Origin of the sequence: Tunturiibacter gelidiferens (assembly GCF_014201335.1) — a bacterium.
In the GTDB taxonomy this organism is placed as follows: domain Bacteria; phylum Acidobacteriota; class Terriglobia; order Terriglobales; family Acidobacteriaceae; genus Edaphobacter; species Edaphobacter lichenicola_E.
Map to the genome: position 1 here is coordinate 58,072 of NZ_JACHEB010000009.1, position 15,472 is coordinate 73,543.

A 15,472-nucleotide genomic window follows, 5' to 3' on the forward strand; every position below is an offset into this window, starting at 1 on the left:
AGAGTCACGAAGTGACCGCCGCCCGCGTAGGGCGCCCGTCCGGCAGGACACACCCTAAAACGAAACGCAGTCGGGCTATCATGCTCTATGGCAAAACAAAGCATCGCAGCCACCCGAAGCTGGCTCCCAAACGCCAACCACCCCACCACCGACTTCCCCCTCACCCATCTCCCCTACGGAGCCTTCACCGCCGAAGACCAGCAGCATCTCTGCGTCGCCATAGGCACCCACCTCCTCGACCTACACGCCTGCGCAACCTCAGGCCTTCTCCCTCCAACACTGACCGAGTCATGCCAGGCCCCAACCCTCAACCCGCTCATGTCCCAGGGCCATCAAGCCTGGGCTCTCCTCCGCAAGACCCTCACCGCCCTCCTCCACGCCGACGCAAAGCCCGAGCACAAAGAAAAGGCCGAAGCTGCCCTCCACTCCATCGCCGGATCGACGCTCAAAAAACCCGTCTACGTCCCCAACTACACAGACTTCTACGCCTCAATCCACCACGCCAACCGCGTAGGTCAACTCTTCCGGCCCGACCAGCCTCTTCTGCCAAACTACAAACACATCCCCATCGGCTATCACGGCCGAGCCTCCTCCATCATCGTCAGCGGCGAACCCATAGTTCGGCCCGTCGGACAATCCCGCCCACCACAGGAGGAAGCTCAACCCAACTTCCTTCCTTCCAGCAAATTAGACTACGAACTTGAACTCGCACTTTACATAGGCGAGCCTAGCGCACTAGGCATTCCTATCCCCATCTCTAACGCCGCCAATCACATCTTCGGCATCAGCCTCCTCAACGACTGGTCCGCCCGAGACATCCAATCCTGGGAGTACCAGCCCCTCGGTCCCTTCCTCGCCAAAAACTTCTCTACCACCGTCTCCCCTTGGGTCACCCCCATCGCTGCCCTCGATCCCTTCCGCGCCCCCGCATCTCCTCGCCCGACTACCGACCCGAAGCCCCTCCCATACCTCCATTCCGCCGAAGACCAGGGACAGGGAAACCTGAATGCAAAACTTGAGGTATTACTCTTAACCAAAACCATGAAAGCCAATAAGCTGGAGCCATTCCTGCTCAGCCAGTCCAACGCCCAAGACCTCTACTGGACCCCCGCCCAACTGATCACCCATCACACCAGCAACGGCTGCAATCTCCAGGTAGGTGACATTCTCGCCACCGGAACCATCTCCGGCCCCACCGAAACCTCCGCCGGTTGCCTCCTCGAACTCACCCGCAACGGCGCCCAACCCATCCTCCTCCCCACAGCCGAAACCCGCACCTTCCTGGAAGACGGCGACGAGATCATCCTCCGCGGCTCCTGCGAATCCCCCGGCCATCCCCGCATCGGCCTAGGCGAGTGCCGCGCCACCATCCTTCCCTCTCTCACCTGACCACCCGCATCTTGTTTTTTGCAGTTGCATTTGCCTTTCTCGCTTTTGCAGTTGCGGTTGCCTTTCTTGTTGTCATCCCCGAAGGGGATCTGCTGCTGTCCTTGTCTCTGCTGTTACCGTCCCGCCACCACCCCGAGCCCTAGCCAACCCCAACCCCCTTGAACTATCCTCATCCTGCACGCAGCCCACCAGACCTGCGCCGCCCTGGAGATTCCCTATGGCAACACACGCCCCAACCCAGCCCCAGCAAGAATCAGCCACCACCGACTTTCTCCCCCTCAAAGGCACAGACCACGTCGAGTTCTACGTCGGCAACGCCCGCCAGGCTGCCTATTTCTACCGCGCCGCCTTCGGCATGTCCCTTGTCGCCTACGCTGGCCCCGAAACCGGCCAGCGCGACCGCGCCAGTTACGTCCTCCAGCAGGGAAAGGTCCGTTTCGTCCTCACCACCGCCCTCCGCACCGACTCCGACATCGCCCGCCACGTCGACAAGCACGGCGACGGCGTCCATTCCATCGCCCTCTGGGTCGACGACGCCCGCCAGTCCTGGCTCGAGACCACCAGCCGCGGCGCCCGCAGCATCCAGGCCCCCACAGAAGCCAAAGACGACCACGGCAGCGTCACCACCGCCAGCATCGCTGCCTACGGCGACACCGTCCACACCTTCGTCGAGCGCACCCACTATACCGGCGCCTTCCTCCCCGGCTACCACGCCGTCAAGCACGACCACATCGCCCGCCCCGTCGGACTCCTCCACATCGACCACATCGTCGGCAACGTCGGCTGGAACTCCATGAACGAGTGGGTCGACTTTTACGCCAAGGTCATGGGCTTCTCCCTCTACCAGCACTTCGACGACAACGACATCTCCACCGAGTACTCCGCCCTCATGTCTAAGGTCATGGCCAACGGCAACGGCTACGTAAAATTCCCCATCAACGAGCCCGCCGAAGGCCGTCGCAAGTCGCAGATCGAGGAGTACCTCGACTTCTACCAGGGTCCCGGCGTCCAGCACATGGCCCTCGCCACCAACGACATCCTCGCCACCGTAGCCGCCATGAAGCAGCAGGGTGTCGACTTCCTCACCGTCCCCCATTCCTACTACACCGAGCTGCAAACCCGCATCGGCAAGATCGACGAGCCCATCGAGGAGCTCGAAAAACTCGGCATCCTCGTCGACCGCGACAACGAAGGCTACATGCTGCAAATCTTCACCAAGCCAGTCGAAGACCGCCCCACCGTCTTCTACGAGATCATCCAACGCAAGGGAAGCCGCAGCTTCGGCAAAGGAAACTTCAAAGCCCTCTTCGAAGCCATCGAACGCGAACAGGAACTTCGCGGAAATCTGTAAACAAAAAAATCTCTAAACAACAAGAAAAGCGACGAGGCAGCCTCTAGCCAGGCCGCCTCGCGCCAGCCTCACCGCAAGCAGGCGGTGGCGTATACAAATCTTCAGCGGACCATCGGGAGGCCCCAAGGCGAAGCCGGTATACCCCCCACGAAGTGGGCGCCGCCCGCGCAGGGCGAACTTAATTTGTTACCCAAAATGTATCTTTATGCGTCCACCATGCATAATCATTAGTGTTGACGCGGCTTTTGCGATCATCCATGCTCATCATGGAGACACATTCAGACATGAGCACGCAACCCATCGAGATCACCACCCCGGCGATTCTCGCCAACATCGCATCCACACCCGCCGCCTTCCTCATGTGTCCTCCCAAGCTCTACGACGTCAACTACGTCATCAATCCCTGGATGGCCGGCAACGTCCACGCCTCCTCGCGCACTCGCGCCGCCGAGCAGTGGCAGCGTCTCTACGAAGCCGTCACCACCATCGCCAACGTCCAGCTCGTCGAGCCCCAGCCCGGCTCACCCGACATGGTTTTCACCGCCAACGCAGGCCTAGAGCGCAACGGTACAGTCGCAATCAGCAGCTTCTTCCATCCCGAGCGCCAAGGCGAAGAGCCTCATTTCCGCCGCTGGTTCCAACTCGCCGGCTACACCGTTGTCGACACGCCTCGCACCACGCCATTCGAAGGAGAAGGTGACGCACTCTTCTCCACCGACGGCACACGCCTCTGGGTTGGCTACGGCCCCCGCACCGACCCCTCAAGCCACAACCCCCTGCGCAAGATCTGGGGCATCGAGGTGACCTCTCTCCACCTCATCGACCCACGCTTCTACCACCTGGACACCTGCTTCGCCCCACTCGCAGACGGCTACGTCATGTATTTTCCCGAGGCCTTCGACAAAGCCTCCCGCGCAAAGATCGAAGCCTTCTATCCAGCCGAAAAGCGAATCATCGTCAGCGAGTCTGACGCCATCTGTTTCGCCTGCAACGCCATCAACGTCGACCGCACCATCATCCTCAACAACATCAGCAGCGACCTCCGCCACCAACTCGAATCACGCGGCTTCAACATCATCGAAGTCACCCTCACCGAGTTCCTCAAAGCCGGCGGCGCCGCCAAATGCCTCGTCATGAAGCTCAGCCGACCCGAGAGGGAAGCAGCCAACTCCGTCTCATAAAACAGCCAACCGCGTCTCATAAAACAGTAGTTGCCTTTGCCTTTCTGGTTGTCATCCCCGAAGGGGATCTGCTGTTGCCTTGCCTTTCCTTTGCAGTGCCGTCGCACCTTATTCCGTACACAAGCATCGTCATCTCGACCGCAGCTGTTCACAGTCTCACCGTGAGCAGCGCAGTGGATTGACCCCCGCATTTCGTCTTAGCGCTTGACTCTCGAATCCGCGAGAGTAGGGAACTAAACCTTCCCGTATCTCCCCCTAAAAGCCAGACCCCTACTCAAACCGCAGATGAACCTCACCCGCAGCGGAAAACTTCACATCCGCCGCAGACCCCGGATCACCGGACGTCACGCCCGTCCAGCTTCCCGTCGTCACCCACTGCCCAGCCTTCAACCCACCTGTCCGCTTAGAGCCTTCATTTGCCAGCCAGGGCAGCAAACGCATCAGGTCGCCCGAAGTGTTCGATCCCGTCCGCTCCACCCGCACCATCCCATCGACAGCGATAGACACATGTTCGGTTTTGAAATCGATCTTCTGCCAATCCACAACCGCAGGACCATATACAAACCCGCCATGCATCTGCAGATCGCCGATCATCGACAGTCGCGCCGCCTTCAACGGATCGAGCAGCCCACTCTCGATCACCTCAATCACTGGATGACAGCTCGCAATCGCACTGACGACCTCTTCTGAAGCGTAGGGCGTAGTCTTCGAAGGCAAATTCTTGCCCAGCAAAAACGCGATCTCCGACTCCAGGCCGCGATACCTCCTCACCCCTCCAACGACTGCTCCATCCGCCGCCATCCAGGCCAACGGCATCGGCGCAAACACCGGCGTAGCCTCCGCAGTCGCAGCCCCGATCTTCCACCCGCCGATCTCTCCATACGCTTCCGCAATACGATCCTGCAGCGCATAAGCCTCATCCAGATCTTTCGGCTGCAAAGCCTCCGGAAGATCCTCAATCGGCGCCCCGGTCCGCCGCGCATCAAGCAACAGATCCGCAGCCTCCATCAATTGTTTCTCTCTCTCGCCAGTCATCATGTCGTCCAGTGTCTCTCAACCAACCCGCATCTGTCTCGTCTCTTGCAGTTGTATCTGACTTCCTTTTGCAGCTGCATTTGGCTTCTTCATTTGCATTTTGCCTTTCTTGTTGACAGCGTATCCAAGACTTCCGCCCTTTGCCTTTGCAGTTGCATTTGCTTTTCTTGTTGTCATCCCCGAAGGGATCTGCTGTTGTCCTTGTTCTTCCTTTGTCGTCGCTCTACCCACGAACCTAGTTCGCGGCGCCGTTCTTTCCCAAACTCAACAGATTCGCAAACAACCGATAAGCCCCCGGCACTCCCTCCGGCAGTTCCCGATACAGCGCCAGCGCCACGTAGACATAAGCACCCTTACCCGTCTTAGCCACCAGCAACCCACCTTTCTGCGGATCCTGCCCCGGATCATGCGTCTCCAGCGGAGCCACATACTGCGCATCCCACGTCCCCATAAACCCGTGCCCACGCTCCTCCACCCACCCATCAAAGTCCCGCTCAGTAATTTTGTTCGGCCAGCTCAACACGGGGCTGTCAGGCACCACCAACTTCACCGGCGCCTTCTCATCCACCACCTTCTCCGCTTCTCCCAGCGAATACGAGTACGGCCCATAGTCGAAGTTCCCCAGGTTGTACTGCACAATCACGACGCCGCCATTCTTCGCGTACTGCAGCAACTGCCCATTCGCCGCCGCCAGCCCAGGATGCGCCGCATAAGCCCTCACCCCCAACACCACAACGTCATACCCACTCAACTTCCCAGCAGCAACATCATTCATCGTCAAAGTCGTCGCATGCACCCCAAGATTCTCAAGCGAAGCCTGCACCTCATCGCCAGTCCCCGGCAGATACCCCACCGTCAACCCCGGAGCCACCTTCACATCCGTCCCCCGCGCCCGATACGTCGCAGGACGATACAAACTCGCCGGCAACAACCCCGCGTACCCAACCGTCTTATACCCCTCGCGATAATCCTTCCCGCCGAAACTCGCCACCGCGGTCATCGTATAAGCCTTCTCGGCCATCTTCCCCGGCGTCACAACAAACGGCACATCCATCGAATCCCCATCCTTCGCCAGCGAAAACTCTGCCTTCTCCGGCGACGCAGTCCACCCCTTCGGCAACTCCAGCTTTACCGCCCCCGTCGCCGCGCCCTTCACATTGCTCTTCACCTTCGCCGATACCATCAATGTCTTCTCCGTCAACGGCACCACCCCCGCCGAAGGCGACATCGCCACCGAGATCGCCGGAGCCACCACCAGCGGCTCATACACCGTCCCTTGCCCCGTCACCCGATGCAGCGTCTGTACCTCCTGCCCCAGCTTCACCTCTACGCCGTCGTAGTCCAACGTCACCCACGCCGTTAGAGCAGGCAAGGGAAGCGAAGCATTCCGCAACGCCGGATCAGCCACGTCGTAGTAAGACTGCTCAATCCCCGGCCGCGTAAACGGAGGCCGCGTCACCTTCGCATCCTCCGGCAGCTTCACCTGAAACGAATCGTCATAGGCCTCCCCACTCACCACCGCCTTCCCCGCCGCTTTCGCCCCCGCGTCCTCAAACGTCGCCCCCGCATTCGAAGCCAGCCCCGCATCCTTCAACGTCACCGGCACCTTGCTCCCATTAGCCACGCGTATCTGCACGCCAAAACTCTGCCCCGGTACCGCCGTCACAAACGTATCTGAGCCATCTCCAAATCGCGTAAACGGCCCACCGTCCGCCTTCCCCGCAACCTGCGCCCGCAGACTCAGCCCCAGTGCCTGCACAATCGCATCATTGAACTGCACCCGCTTCACCCGCAACTCATGCAGCAGATCGTACTTCTCCCGATCCGTCAGCCCGCTCGCCTCCACCTTCGCAATCAGCTCATCGGTAGCCTTCAATCCATCCCGCAAAAACGGCGCAGTCTTCTCCGGCGCAGCAATTTTATAAACTCCCGCCGCCTGCTCCACCAACCCATCAATCTTCGCCAGATCCTGCTTCAAAAAAGTCGTCTCACCCGGAGCCAACGAACTCATCCCCACAAGCGAAACATCCACACCATCAAAAAAACTCTTCTCCTCCTCGCCCGTCGTCACCCGCGAAGCATAACGGTGATACGCGACATCGAATCTCCCCGCCGCCGGTATCCCCATCCCGCCGTTTTGAGACTTCTGCAGCCCCAGCCCCATCCGCGCAAACTGCAAATAAGTCATCCCCAGCACCGGGCTATACTCGCCCTCCGGCACCGTCACATTTGCCTTCGGAGTCTCCGTCGTCCACACCTTCGTCACATAGTTGTAAAACCGCGCCGGAGCATACTTTCCCGTTGCATAGTCGTACATCCCCTTAGACGTCACAGAAAAAAACGGCTCCCGCGCATAAACCTTCAGCGGACTCCAAGGCATCAACCCCGCCGCAATCTGATCCGGAAACATCTTCGGATCACCCGCCGCATCAAAGACCTCCTGCGCCATCTCGCCCGACACCTGGTGCTGCCCATGTCCATCCGTGATCCCGCCAACAAACACCGCCGTCACCACCAGCGGCCGATACAGCCTCACCGCCCTCACCGCGTCATACAGCACGCGATCATGCCCCCAGTTCTCCAGCGCCTCTTCCTTCGTCTTCGAAAACCCGAAGTCCACCTCCGTCCCCCACATCTGGTCGATCCCCATATACCGGCCCGCCGCCAGCAGCTCCTGCGTCCGCACCAACCCCAGCGCGTCATCAAAATCCGCAGACATCAAATTCTGGCCGCCCTCACCCCGAGTCAGCGTCAGCATCGCCACATGCGCACCCTTCCCACGCGCCTCATACGTCAGCATCCCGCCATCCTCATCATCCGGATGCGCCACAATCATCATCAAGCTCGCCCGCGTCCGCAGCTTTACCAGGCTCTGCCACAGCGCAGCCGACCCGTCATTCGCAGCGATCCCCCGAACCCCAACCGCCGCCTTCACCTGCTCCGCGGCCAGATTCGCTTTATCCATCCGCGCTGCATCGCGCAACTCCTGGCAGCACAAAACCCCACCCGCCACCACCAGCCCCATCACCGATACCGCAGCCAGACCCGCGAAAACCCGTTGAGAAGTCATTACTTTCTAATCTCTCACACCCAACCGCCTCAAATCACTCACGAAAGTCTGCCTTTGCACTTGCCTTTGTCTTTCTGTTGTCATCCCCGAAGGGGATCTGCTGTTGCCCCCGTCCCACTCGTACCTGTAACCAGCGGTTAAGCATCACCCAATCGCAGATCCCTAAGATCATCAATCACCGGAACAATCGCGAGCATCATCAACACCACGGCTAACGGCAGCGTCGCAACGAATCCAGCCAGCCGAAATCCAACCGCCCCCACCACCCCGCCGACAAAGAAAAGCCCAACCAGAGAAGTCAACAGCCAAAGCTTGTTCAGGTCTGCCCGCACCGCGCTCTCCGCATCGTCGCTCCGCCGATTCCAGTAGAGCGCCTTCCCCAGCTCAATCCCAATATCGGTCACCATCCCCGTCACATGCGTCGTCCGTATCTCAGCCTGAGAGATCTTCGTGATAATCGCATTCTGAACTCCCATCGTGAAGCACAGCAGCGCCACCGTCATCGGCACCACAAACCACTCATGCCGAGCCAGGTGGCTGCCCATCAATCCAAAACACAACAGCAGTCCCGCCTCCACCATCATCGGCAGCGCATACTCGCTATTCAAATCCCGTCTTCGTCCCCAGTTCACCAGAATCGCCGTGGTCGCCGCGCCCGCCAGAAACGCCAGCAGAGCACTCATCCCCGCCGCCAGCCATCCCACATCCTGTGTTGCCGTCGCATCCGCCATCGCCGACACGATCCCGGACATGTGCGACGTGTACTGCTTCACCGCGACATATCCTCCAGCGTTCGCCGCACCCGCGATAAACGCCAGAAAGTGCGCCAGCTGACGATTCGCCTTCTGGCTCCGTTGACTCCCCGTCAATCTGCGAAGATAAAGAACTGGCATTGCACCATCCGCCTCTATCATCGCAAAGTTTCCCTCACCCACAAACTCAGCGCCATCGCTCTAACTCAAATCTCCGACGCGCATCCCATCCGACAACCCCAGCTAAACTAACCCCAACAATGTTGAAGCGCGCCCTCATCCTCCTCAAAGTCCTGATCCACCTCCTCTGCCTCGCCCCACTCGCATGGCTCTGGCACTTCTACACCTCAGGCGCGCTCGCCCTCAACGCAGACCCAGTAAACTTCATCACCCACTTCACCGGCGACTGGACCCTCTACATCCTCTTCGCCTCCCTGGCCATCACTCCCATCCGCCGCTTCGCCACCCGCCTCGGCTTCCTCGTCCGTTTCCGCCGCCTCATCGGCCTCTATTCGTTCTTCTACGCCACGCTCCATCTCGCGACCTACATCTTCCTCTTCTCCGGCTACGACCTCACCACAGCTCTTGACGGCATCCGCGCAGGCCACCCCAGCGTCCTTGTCACCCAATGGAAGCTCATCTGGCCCGGCATGGTTGAAGATGTCCTCAAGCGCCGCTTCATCCAGGTAGGCCTCTTCGCATGGCTCCTCCTGCTCGCCCTCGCCTGCACCTCACCCGCCTTCATCATGCGAGCCATGGGCGGCAAAAACTGGCAGCGCCTCCACCGCCTCGTCTATGTCGCCGCCGTCGCGGGCATCATCCACTTCTGGTGGCAAGTCAAAGCAGGCAACACCCCGTGGAGGGTCACCGTCGTCCTCACCATCCTCCTTCTCGCCCGCGTAGCCTACACCGCAATGAAGCGCCTCAAAAAAACCACCCCCATCCCCGCCCGCCCCACCTCCGTCTAGCCTCGGACGTGAGTTTGTTTTTGCAATTGCATTTGTCTTTCTTGTTGTCATCCCCGAAGAAGATCTGCTGTTGTCGGGCCTGCTGTTGTCGGGCCTGCTGTTGCCGCAACTGCTGTTGCCCTTGTCTCCACAGTGCCGTTGTACTTTGTCCTACACAAGAAATAGTCATCTCGACCGAAGCTGTTCACAGTCTCACCGTGAGCAGAGCAGCGCAGAGACCCCGCATTCGCCTTTGCTTTTGCAGTTGCCTTTCTGGTTGTCATCCCCGCAGGGCATCTGCTGTTGTCCTTGTCACTGCTGTTTGGCCTTCGACCAAACCTCGCACATGACCGCAAAGAACCACCAACTCACCACAAATCACCACGAAGCCTGCCATCAAACACGCGCGTAGTGGGTCAGTTTGCAGTGAATGGCTGAATTTGCCGATAACCCGACTTTCGAGGCACTTCGTCTCTTATGAACAGTCTCCTACCTTGACTATCCTTGGCGATAGGGGTTGCTGCTCAGACGGAAAAGTGATCCTACAGAGAGCCACGAGGTCGGGCTACTCCGGCGAATCGGTGTGAAGAATGCCGAGCTTCTGTGCCTCATTCTGGCTAATTTCTAGGGACGAAGCCTGGCCGTTATGGACTTCGTCCAAAGCCTCTCTCGACCGATCAATTTTTACGCCGGCAGCCTCGAGAGCGATTGCCATTGCTCCTTCGCTGGCGAAGCTACGTGTCAGTCCGCTAAAGCCCTCCAGATCGGCTTGAACGGGGCATGAGGCGATCCATGGACCGTCTGGAGATTCGTGACGCAAATGGAGAGAGAATGTATGCATAAATCCTCCTGATTATTGTCATTATGATGCGTCGGAACCGAGAGGAGAATACGCAACGATCAGTAATCTCAATTGGTGTAGGCGTGGCTGCGATGCGACCCTTTGGCTACCAATGCTTTGTCTTTTGGTAAACCCAAAGCTGTGTCGATCAAGGAGAGCCGTCCGCCGACTGTATCGAAACTCTGCACGCGCCTCGGCATTTCGCTCACTACCCCATAGGCACGTCCCTAAGCTGCGAAACGCAGTTTCTCGGCGCTATCGTGAATGGACAACCAGTTCACGGCTACAATAAAGCGTCATGGTGATACAGAAGAAACAACCCAGCGCCCGACAGGGCAATAAGCGCCAGCCTCGCGAAGAGACTCATCTTGAAGGGCTGGCTTCCATCACAAGCATGCTCATCATCTGGTCCTTTGTCATGGGCTTCGTACTTCAAAACTTCGTCATTCCGTCCTCTTCCATGGCCAGCACCCTACTCGTTGGCGACCACGTAATCGTAGAGCGCGCAACCCTGGCGCCCGCTACCTCTTGGACGAACCTCATCCCGTACCGCGAACTGCGGCGTGACGAACCCGTCGTTTTCTTCCGCCCGGCACCTAATCCCAAGGGGCAGCACGATATTCTGGTTAAGCGCGTCATTGGTATCCCTGGCGATCGCATCCACCTTCGCGGCGGCATCGTTTACCGCAACGGCGTCTCCCTGGACGAGCCGTACGCATCCAAGCCCACCCCGGCCAATTACGATCCCTACAACGACGAATTCCCCGCTATCTCACCAGCAAAAGGACGCGCAGTCACCGCCGAGTGGTCGCTTGACCTCCTCGACCACATCCAGGGTGAAGACCTCGTTGTTCCATCCGGCATGTACTTCGTCATGGGCGACAACCGTAGCAATAGCTACGATGGCCGCTACTGGGGTCTGGTCCCCCGAGCCAACCTGATCGGCCGTCCACTTTTCGTCTACTGGTCTTTCGAAACACCCGAGGACGATTTGTACAAAACTTCCCCGTCAGAAAGAGCCAGTTCCACACTCCACACCGCGCTCCACTTCTTTGACGAGACCCGCTGGAGCCGGACCTTCCACCGGGTGAACTAGACTGCCTTTCACTCGGGGATGCGATCGTTGTAACAGTCCGGGACGCGGCCACAAGATCGGTCTGATCAAGGCGCTCGAATGACCAACGCCTAATCCCAGTGCACGAAAAACGGGTTATGAGAAACTTTGGTTTTCCCTGGAGTTCAAACTGACCCACGAGCAACACCCGCCCCTATCATCCCGAGATCTGTCCATCCATAAGCCACCACCGGAAGCATCACCCCACCCACCTCCATCTCCTTAGAGGCCACCCGTACACCACCCGACCGCGAGTAAAATCCACCAGAAGAGTTGTCTTCAAGCACCCAGGCCACCATGCTCCCGAACCCTCTCTCCCCCAACGACCCAGCCAGCCTCTTCAACAAAGCCATCCCAATCCCACGCCGCTGCGCCTCGCGCAGCAGGTAGATCGCAAACAACTCCGCATCGAACCCCTCCACAGGCTCACGGATAGCCCCGCCGCCGACAAACCCCACCACCTCACCATCCACCTCCGCAACGAACACATCCACATCAAAAGTCAGCCACTCCCGCCACGAAGCCTCGCGCTGCACGACATCCAGATTGGCCAGATAATCCTCAGGCACGATGCCCGCATATGTCGTCTGCCAGCTCTCCACATGCACACGCGCAATCGCGCCCGCATCCTGCACCGTCGCCACTCGAATCTCACTCATGCGCTCACAATAACCTCCACCCACCAGACGATCAACCGATTTGCTCAAAGAGCAGCACTCCCATCACGTCTCCCTTGCGCCGAAAAAGCTGTCAAGCCCCCAACCCACGAAACCCGCGCCAATCCAGCACATTCGCGTGGCGTATGAGTTACCCTTCGCTAGCTATACTTAATACAGGTGCTAAAGGCCCCAATAGGTCTCCACCAAGAGGCAGAAGCTAACCCACTGATAACAAGTATTTTGTGCGTAACCCATTTATTCCCAATATTTTACAGGGGCCCTATGCCTGTAAGCCAATGAAATAGAACACCTTACGCCCAAAATGCCCTTGAGGGGGAGGGGGGTACCCTCCACAGGTCAAAACGCAACTTCAAACCGCAGGACAGGTCTAACCCGCCAGAGGCGTTCATGCGAAGGTTCTTGCCCATCCTCGTGGCTCTATCGATCGCCGCCCCAGCGCATCCCCAGACCAGAACCACCACCAAGCCCGCAAAACTCAAGTCCCAAATCCCCGCAAAATCCGCCCTACTCACCCAGCAGGAACGAGCCCAGCAACTCCTCAACCGCTTCACCTTCGGCCCCGCCCCGGCGACCTCGAAAAAGTCCTCGCCCTAGGCCCTGACAAGTGGTTCGAGCAGCAACTCAACCCCGCCAGCATCCCCGACACAGCACTCGACCACCGCCTCGCCGACTACACCACCCTCAACCTCCAGCCCGAGCAAGCCCTCCAACTCTTCCCCGACCGCTTCACCATCGAACAGATCGCCGAGGGCCGCCGCCCCTATCCCAACGACCCCCTCCTCATCTCCATGTTCGAAGTCCAGGTCGCCAAATTCTACAAAGATCAGGACCTCCACAAACTCAACGCAGACGGCAAGCCTAACCTCCCCCCACCCACCGACGCCGAAGCCGCCGCCCAAAAGAAAACCGACCAGGAAACCGCCTCCCGCATCGCCGGGGAACTCTTCGCCCTCCCCAAAAATCAGCGAATGTCCACCCTCATCAAGCTACCGGTCCCCGACCGCGTCGCCTTCACCACCTACGTTGCAGGCGACCAGAAAAATCTCCTCCTCGCCGACTTCAGCCCTCGCGAACGCGAGATCTTCACCGGCATGGCCGCGAACATCGGCACCCCAAAAAACATCATCAATGAGCTCTCCGAAGCCAAGGTCCTCCGCGCCATCCTCAGCGAGCGCCAGCTCCAGGAGGTCATGGCCGACTTCTGGTTCAATCACTTCAACATCTACATCGGCAAAGACTCCGATACTTGGTACACCACCAGCTATGAGCGCGACGCCATCCGCAAACACGCTCTCGGCAAGTTCCGCGACCTGCTCCTCGCGACCTCCTCCAGCCCGGCCATGATGATCTACCTCGACAACTGGCTATCCATAGGCCCCGACTCCCTGGCCAACGGCGTCAATCCCGCCAATCCCAAATCCAACAGGGGCAACAAAGGCCTCAACGAGAACTACGGCAGGGAAGTCATGGAACTCCACACCCTGGGCGTCAACGGCGGCTACACCCAGGCCGACGTCACCACCCTCGCCGCCATCCTCACCGGCTGGACCGTCGAGCGCCCCAACCAGGCCGGCGCCTTCCTCTACGACTACAAAAAACACGAACCCGGCCCCAAGCAATGGCGAGGCCACACCATCTCCTCTGAAACAACAGCGCAACCAGGCTCTCCCGCCAACACGCAGGCAGGCTTGAAAGAGGGAATCCAAGCCCTGACGATCCTCGCCGCCGACCCGCGCACCGCGCACTTCATCAGTTACAAATTAGCCCAGCGATTCGTGGCCGACGAACCGCCAACCGAACTTGTAGATCGCATGGCCGCCACCTACCTCTCCACCGACTGTGACATCAAAGCCATCCTCCGCACCCTCGTCCAGTCGCCCGAGTTCAACTCGAAAAAATACTTCCGCAACAAACTCAAAACCCCGATGGAGTTCGTAGCCTCAGCCTTCCGCACCACCGACACCAATCCCGTCAACCCGGGCGCGCTGGTCGAAACCCTCAAGGCGATGGGCATGCCCCTCTACTACGCCCTCCCACCCACCGGCTACTACATCACCGCCGATCACTGGATGAACTCCTCCGCCCTGGTCATCCGCCTAAACTTTTCTTACTCACTCATCGAAGGCAAGCTAGCCAACCAGAAGTTCGACGCCGCGCACGTTCTCGCACTGGGCCTCCTCTCTCAACCACCCTCCTCGCAAACCCCAGAATTATCTGCGAAAGAAAAATCCAACCGTGCGAACTTCTCCGAGGCCCTCCTTACCTCCGAGCCGACGGCTAATCAGCCCGATCAAGCGCCCCCCGGTTCAGCCGGCCAGAGCAGCGCCCTTCGCGTTCTCGAGTCGACCCTCATCGGAGCCAACGTATCCGCACAAACCAATCAGCTTATCGGGAAACAGATCGATCAGCTTTTCACGACCAACTCCACCGACACCCTAAACCTGCTCACCGCACTGGTTATGGGCAGCCCCGAATTCCAACTTCGCTGAGAGAAGAGTCATCAAATAAATATGAGTCGAATGGATCGCAGAAAATTCGCTGCCTCACTCGTAGCGGCAAGTCTGGGCAGCAGCCAAGCCCTTGCCTCGAAGCCCGAGAACAACTCTCCATCTACTCCACAACAGCTTCACCTCAAACCCAACGGCTGGATGCCGAACAGTCCTCTGCCCGTCCTTCTGTATCGAAGCGCTCTGCCACCAATCGCCGATCTCGCCGCCGAAATGGAGCGTATCTTTACCACCAACAGATGGCCGCCACAGTGGCGCAACGGCGTCTACTCCTTCCACCACTACCACTCCACAGCGCACGAGGTTCTTGGCTTCGCTGCTGGCCACGCAGACCTGATGTTGGGCGGTGAGAACGGAGAAACCGTCACAGTTCACGCAGGCGACGTCCTCGTCCTGCCTACCGGCACCGGCCACTGTCGCATCTCAGCCGCCGCCGACTTCCTCGTAATCGGCGCCTATCCAGAGAACGAGCACTGGGACATTTGCCGCAGTGCAGCAAGTCCCGAGACCCTTGCCAGCATGCGCAGAGTTCGCTTCCCGCAATCCGATCCGCTCACCGGTCCCACCGGCCCGCTTCCCAAACTCTGGATCTGATCCTCATCGCT

General features: G+C 59.1%; 13 protein-coding genes and 1 pseudogene. 8 read left to right on the forward strand and 6 right to left on the reverse strand.

Going from position 1 to position 15,472, the window contains the following annotated elements:
* Window positions 1–87: 87 nt before the first annotated feature.
* From fahA to HDF14_RS17730, 3 genes are all read left to right on the forward strand, one after another.
* Window positions 88–1,389: a fumarylacetoacetase gene (gene fahA, locus HDF14_RS17720; RefSeq protein WP_183979256.1), complete on the forward strand. Its 1,302-nt coding sequence runs from the start codon at window positions 88–90 to the stop codon at window positions 1,387–1,389.
* Window positions 1,390–1,606: 217 nt separating this feature from the next.
* A complete protein-coding gene (gene hppD / locus HDF14_RS17725; RefSeq protein WP_183979258.1) occupies window positions 1,607–2,740 on the forward strand; it encodes a 4-hydroxyphenylpyruvate dioxygenase in 1,134 nt (377 codons plus the stop codon).
* A 284-nt stretch (window positions 2,741–3,024) separates the two neighbouring features.
* The gene (locus HDF14_RS17730) at window positions 3,025–3,921 is read left to right on the forward strand and encodes a dimethylarginine dimethylaminohydrolase family protein (protein ID WP_183979260.1); all 897 of its coding nucleotides are present in this window, start codon (window positions 3,025–3,027) and stop codon (window positions 3,919–3,921) included.
* 270 nt (window positions 3,922–4,191) lie between these two features.
* Here HDF14_RS17730 and HDF14_RS17735 read toward each other — a convergent pair whose 3' ends face one another.
* The 4 genes and pseudogenes from HDF14_RS17735 to HDF14_RS17750 all read right to left on the reverse strand — a co-directional run.
* Entirely contained in the window at window positions 4,192–4,959 is a 768-nt protein-coding gene (locus tag HDF14_RS17735) for a 2-keto-4-pentenoate hydratase (RefSeq protein WP_260698367.1), read from the reverse strand.
* 15 nt (window positions 4,960–4,974) lie between these two features.
* Window positions 4,975–5,133 carry a hypothetical protein gene (locus HDF14_RS17740; protein WP_183979262.1) on the reverse strand — a complete coding sequence of 53 codons (159 nt, stop codon included), beginning with the start codon at window positions 5,131–5,133 and terminating at the stop codon, window positions 4,975–4,977.
* A 58-nt stretch (window positions 5,134–5,191) separates the two neighbouring features.
* Complete coding sequence (locus HDF14_RS17745; protein ID WP_183979264.1) at window positions 5,192–8,026, reverse strand: PIG-L family deacetylase; 2,835 nt, start codon at window positions 8,024–8,026, stop codon at window positions 5,192–5,194.
* Window positions 8,027–8,187: 161 nt separating this feature from the next.
* Window positions 8,188–8,919 (reverse strand): annotated as a pseudogene (locus tag HDF14_RS17750) (YoaK family protein); the annotation flags it as partial.
* Window positions 8,920–9,038: 119 nt separating this feature from the next.
* On the opposite strand from HDF14_RS17750, the gene HDF14_RS17755 reads away from it, so the two are divergent.
* Window positions 9,039–9,746 (forward strand): sulfite oxidase heme-binding subunit YedZ, encoded by a 708-nt coding sequence (locus HDF14_RS17755; protein ID WP_183979268.1) that lies wholly within the window; start codon window positions 9,039–9,041, stop codon window positions 9,744–9,746.
* A gap of 544 nt (window positions 9,747–10,290) precedes the next feature.
* Here the strand turns inward: HDF14_RS17755 and HDF14_RS17760 are convergent.
* Window positions 10,291–10,566 carry a hypothetical protein gene (locus tag HDF14_RS17760; protein ID WP_183979270.1) on the reverse strand — a complete coding sequence of 92 codons (276 nt, stop codon included), beginning with the start codon at window positions 10,564–10,566 and terminating at the stop codon, window positions 10,291–10,293.
* Window positions 10,567–10,864: 298 nt separating this feature from the next.
* Here HDF14_RS17760 and lepB point away from each other — a divergent pair, with 298 nt between their 5' ends.
* Window positions 10,865–11,662: a signal peptidase I gene (gene lepB / locus HDF14_RS17765; RefSeq protein ID WP_183979273.1), complete on the forward strand. Its 798-nt coding sequence runs from the start codon at window positions 10,865–10,867 to the stop codon at window positions 11,660–11,662.
* 143 nt (window positions 11,663–11,805) lie between these two features.
* Here the strand turns inward: lepB and HDF14_RS17770 are convergent, their stop codons facing one another.
* On the reverse strand, window positions 11,806–12,339 hold the full coding sequence (locus tag HDF14_RS17770; RefSeq protein ID WP_183979275.1) for a GNAT family N-acetyltransferase: 534 nt from the start codon (window positions 12,337–12,339) through the stop codon (window positions 11,806–11,808).
* Window positions 12,340–12,747: 408 nt separating this feature from the next.
* On the opposite strand from HDF14_RS17770, the gene HDF14_RS26755 reads away from it, so the two are divergent.
* The 3 genes from HDF14_RS26755 to HDF14_RS17780 are packed head-to-tail and all read left to right on the forward strand — an operon-like array spanning window position 12,748 to window position 15,461.
* The gene (locus HDF14_RS26755) at window positions 12,748–12,954 is read left to right on the forward strand and encodes a hypothetical protein (protein ID WP_260698368.1); all 207 of its coding nucleotides are present in this window, start codon (window positions 12,748–12,750) and stop codon (window positions 12,952–12,954) included.
* Window positions 12,858–14,849: a DUF1800 domain-containing protein gene (locus HDF14_RS17775; RefSeq protein WP_313899625.1), complete on the forward strand. Its 1,992-nt coding sequence runs from the start codon at window positions 12,858–12,860 to the stop codon at window positions 14,847–14,849. The genes HDF14_RS26755 and HDF14_RS17775 overlap by 97 nt, the downstream gene beginning before the upstream one ends.
* A gap of 30 nt (window positions 14,850–14,879) precedes the next feature.
* The gene (locus HDF14_RS17780) at window positions 14,880–15,461 is read left to right on the forward strand and encodes a cupin (protein ID WP_260698369.1); all 582 of its coding nucleotides are present in this window, start codon (window positions 14,880–14,882) and stop codon (window positions 15,459–15,461) included.
* Window positions 15,462–15,472 lie beyond the last annotated feature (11 nt).

Excerpts from the sequence above, each read along its gene's own strand:
- fahA (WP_183979256.1), top strand. The coding sequence starts at position 88 with ATGGCAAAACAAAGCATCGCAGCCACCCGAAGCTGGCTCCCAAACGCC.
- hppD (WP_183979258.1), top strand. The coding sequence starts at position 1,607 with ATGGCAACACACGCCCCAACCCAGCCCCAGCAAGAATCAGCCACCACC.
- HDF14_RS17730 (WP_183979260.1), top strand. The coding sequence starts at position 3,025 with ATGAGCACGCAACCCATCGAGATCACCACCCCGGCGATTCTCGCCAAC.
- HDF14_RS17735 (WP_260698367.1), bottom strand. The coding sequence starts at position 4,959 with ATGATGACTGGCGAGAGAGAGAAACAATTGATGGAGGCTGCGGATCTG.
- HDF14_RS17740 (WP_183979262.1), bottom strand. The coding sequence starts at position 5,133 with ATGACAACAAGAAAAGCAAATGCAACTGCAAAGGCAAAGGGCGGAAGT.
- HDF14_RS17745 (WP_183979264.1), bottom strand. The coding sequence starts at position 8,026 with ATGACTTCTCAACGGGTTTTCGCGGGTCTGGCTGCGGTATCGGTGATG.
- HDF14_RS17755 (WP_183979268.1), top strand. The coding sequence starts at position 9,039 with ATGTTGAAGCGCGCCCTCATCCTCCTCAAAGTCCTGATCCACCTCCTC.
- HDF14_RS17760 (WP_183979270.1), bottom strand. The coding sequence starts at position 10,566 with ATGCATACATTCTCTCTCCATTTGCGTCACGAATCTCCAGACGGTCCA.
- lepB (WP_183979273.1), top strand. The coding sequence starts at position 10,865 with ATGGTGATACAGAAGAAACAACCCAGCGCCCGACAGGGCAATAAGCGC.
- HDF14_RS17770 (WP_183979275.1), bottom strand. The coding sequence starts at position 12,339 with ATGAGTGAGATTCGAGTGGCGACGGTGCAGGATGCGGGCGCGATTGCG.
- HDF14_RS26755 (WP_260698368.1), top strand. The coding sequence starts at position 12,748 with ATGCGAAGGTTCTTGCCCATCCTCGTGGCTCTATCGATCGCCGCCCCA.
- HDF14_RS17780 (WP_260698369.1), top strand. The coding sequence starts at position 14,880 with ATGGATCGCAGAAAATTCGCTGCCTCACTCGTAGCGGCAAGTCTGGGC.